The 2,266-nt window shown below is 38.6% G+C and carries 2 protein-coding genes; both read right to left on the bottom strand.

What is annotated here, in order from left to right; all coding sequences use genetic code 11:
* Window positions 1–236: 236 nt before the first annotated feature.
* A complete protein-coding gene (locus F6K13_RS29325) occupies window positions 237–1,586 on the bottom strand; it encodes an LCP family protein (protein WP_124147660.1) in 1,350 nt (449 codons plus the stop codon).
* 257 nt (window positions 1,587–1,843) lie between these two features.
* Window positions 1,844–2,107 (bottom strand): hypothetical protein, encoded by a 264-nt coding sequence (locus F6K13_RS29320; RefSeq protein WP_124155535.1) that lies wholly within the window; start codon window positions 2,105–2,107, stop codon window positions 1,844–1,846.
* Window positions 2,108–2,266 lie beyond the last annotated feature (159 nt).

Below are 2,266 nucleotides of genomic sequence, written 5' to 3'. Positions count from 1 at the left end.
GTCTGGATAAGAGCGTGATAGAACTCTGTGAACTTTATGCCACCAAAAAACTTTCTCCTTCTACTCAGGGTTTCTGATTCTTTCTTCCCTCCTAACTCAGTCCTCCTGACTTCCCCTCCTGGGAGGGGCGCGCGGGTGGGTTGACTCCTAAAGAATTAAGATGAATATCATACACGCGCTTTACCAACGCCGATTTATTTGATTCCTCAAATAAAAACTATTTAGCTTAACTAGAACTACGGTGATTTATCCTGTTCCTGAAAAGCATTAATTATCTCAACCGAATCTTCCCCTAATCGAACAGTAAAATCAGAACCAATTTCACCAATAGAAGCAGGCTCAATATTACCAAAACCCAAAGCATTTTTCACAACTTCAGCAGACTCCAAATAACCCCCTTGAACAATAATTTGAGTCAAAGGTTCTTTGTCAGGCCAATCAGAAACTACATAAACATTGTAGAATCCTTGATCCCTCAAATATTGAGCAAAATTTGTCGCTGCTTGAGAATTACTAGAGGCATTTTGAACAGCTATTTTAGCCTCTAAAGACAAAGTTTCATTAACTTTTATCGGATAAAATAGATCGTTATAATTAAAATCTTCTAACTTGAAATTAAAATATTGTTCAAGGATTCGGTCTCGACCAGGTTGATCTATAATCCAATAGCTACTCAAATACTCATCACTAGAACTAGCTCTTCCTGGCAACATTACCATTCTCAAATCATCTCGTTCTAAATCAAGACTAAAACTTACCAAAGCTAACATTTCAGGAAAACTTAAATTAGTATCAACATACTTCAGCATTACCTGAATAATATGAGGCAACCGAGGTAAAACTGCCACATTAGTAACGCGGTTTCGGAGCGCCTTGAGCAAAACTTGTTGTCGTTGAATACGACCAATATCTCCATGAACTTCTTCTCGGAAACGAGCAAATTGTTCTGCTTGTTCACCATTGAGAGTTTGCCAACCAGACTTTAAATCTATTTTTAGCTGCTGAGTATTATCAGTATAAGACATAGGTTGAGGAACAAAAATTTCTACCCCACCAAGTTGTTCCACTAATTCTCGAAACGCTCCCTTACTAACTCGCACATATCGGTCAATCTCAAAACCACTTAAAGTACTCTCTAAAACACTTTCTACCAGTTCTGGCCCACCATAAACATTAGCTTCATTAATTTTAGCAATACCAACTTTGGGAATTAGGACTTGAGTATCTCGTGGTACTGAAAGTAAACTGACAGTCTGAGTAGTGGGATTAGCTTGTACTAATAGTAAAGTATCGCTACGACCCTCAAACACATCTGGAGAATTTTCTGCCACCCCTGAGACTTGGTCAATTCCCATCACCAGAATATTCATCGGTTGTGAGAGTTGGTAAGGCAGACCCTTACGCCATAGGACATCTGAAGTAAATTTCTGGAGTAGTTGGCTGAAAAACTGTGGTTCAACCGGAGCAAATAGAGCAGTTATTGCCCCAAAAGAAGTAGTTGTAGTTCCACTCAACACTAATACAAGTATCCAGAACCACAATTTGTGCCAAATAGACCGGGACTTAGTAGAAGAAGTATTATTCATAATAAAAGTTAAAAGTTAAAAGTAAGATTATTGGTGTAACTATAGCCGTTTGTGTCCAAGTTAATGGCTATAAATGGAATAAATAGGGCTTGCTGATAAACTATCAAAGTATTGACATATAAAGGTTTCAGCCTTATTTTTTTTAAAAAAAGTCCCAGCTTTTCGGTCAAGAAAGCTCAAAAAACTAGCATTTTGTGCAGACAAGGACAGAAAAATTAAGGGACAATTCTTCCAACTACATCCTCTGTAATTCCCATTTATCCTGACTCGGTCCTCTCCCTCCTGGGAGGGGGAGGGGCGAGGGGTGGGTTGACTCCTACCCTCACCCATAAGACTTTTTCAGCAAACCCTAAATAAAGATATAGACCACTTCTGAATTGGTAATAATTAATAACTGAGTCTAAATGCCAACTACTCAATTCCCTACTTCCTAAAAACTGAGAATTTTGTATTTCACAAACTATTAAACCGCTATAATATTGAAAGTCTGAGAATCTCCTCAAAAAATCAGCAAATTCCATAATTGGGTAATATCATGTCCGGTTGAACAGTTTTGAAGAAGGAGACAGGAGACAGGAGACAGGAGACAGGAGGAAAATTACATGGGGATTCGCTCCCCCAAGTAATGCGTGAACACCCCCGTTGACGGTGGGGTATTAAACCCACAAAGAAAATGATAA

This window comes from Okeania sp. SIO2B9, assembly GCF_010672505.1.
Taxonomy (GTDB): Bacteria; Cyanobacteriota; Cyanobacteriia; order Cyanobacteriales; family Microcoleaceae; genus Okeania; species Okeania hirsuta.
The sequence above is the reverse complement of the archived record's forward strand: the minus strand, read 5'-3'. Positions and strand labels throughout refer to the sequence as shown.

Excerpts from the sequence above, each read along its gene's own strand:
- F6K13_RS29325 (WP_124147660.1), bottom strand. The coding sequence starts at position 1,586 with ATGAATAATACTTCTTCTACTAAGTCCCGGTCTATTTGGCACAAATTG.
- F6K13_RS29320 (WP_124155535.1), bottom strand. The coding sequence starts at position 2,107 with ATGGAATTTGCTGATTTTTTGAGGAGATTCTCAGACTTTCAATATTAT.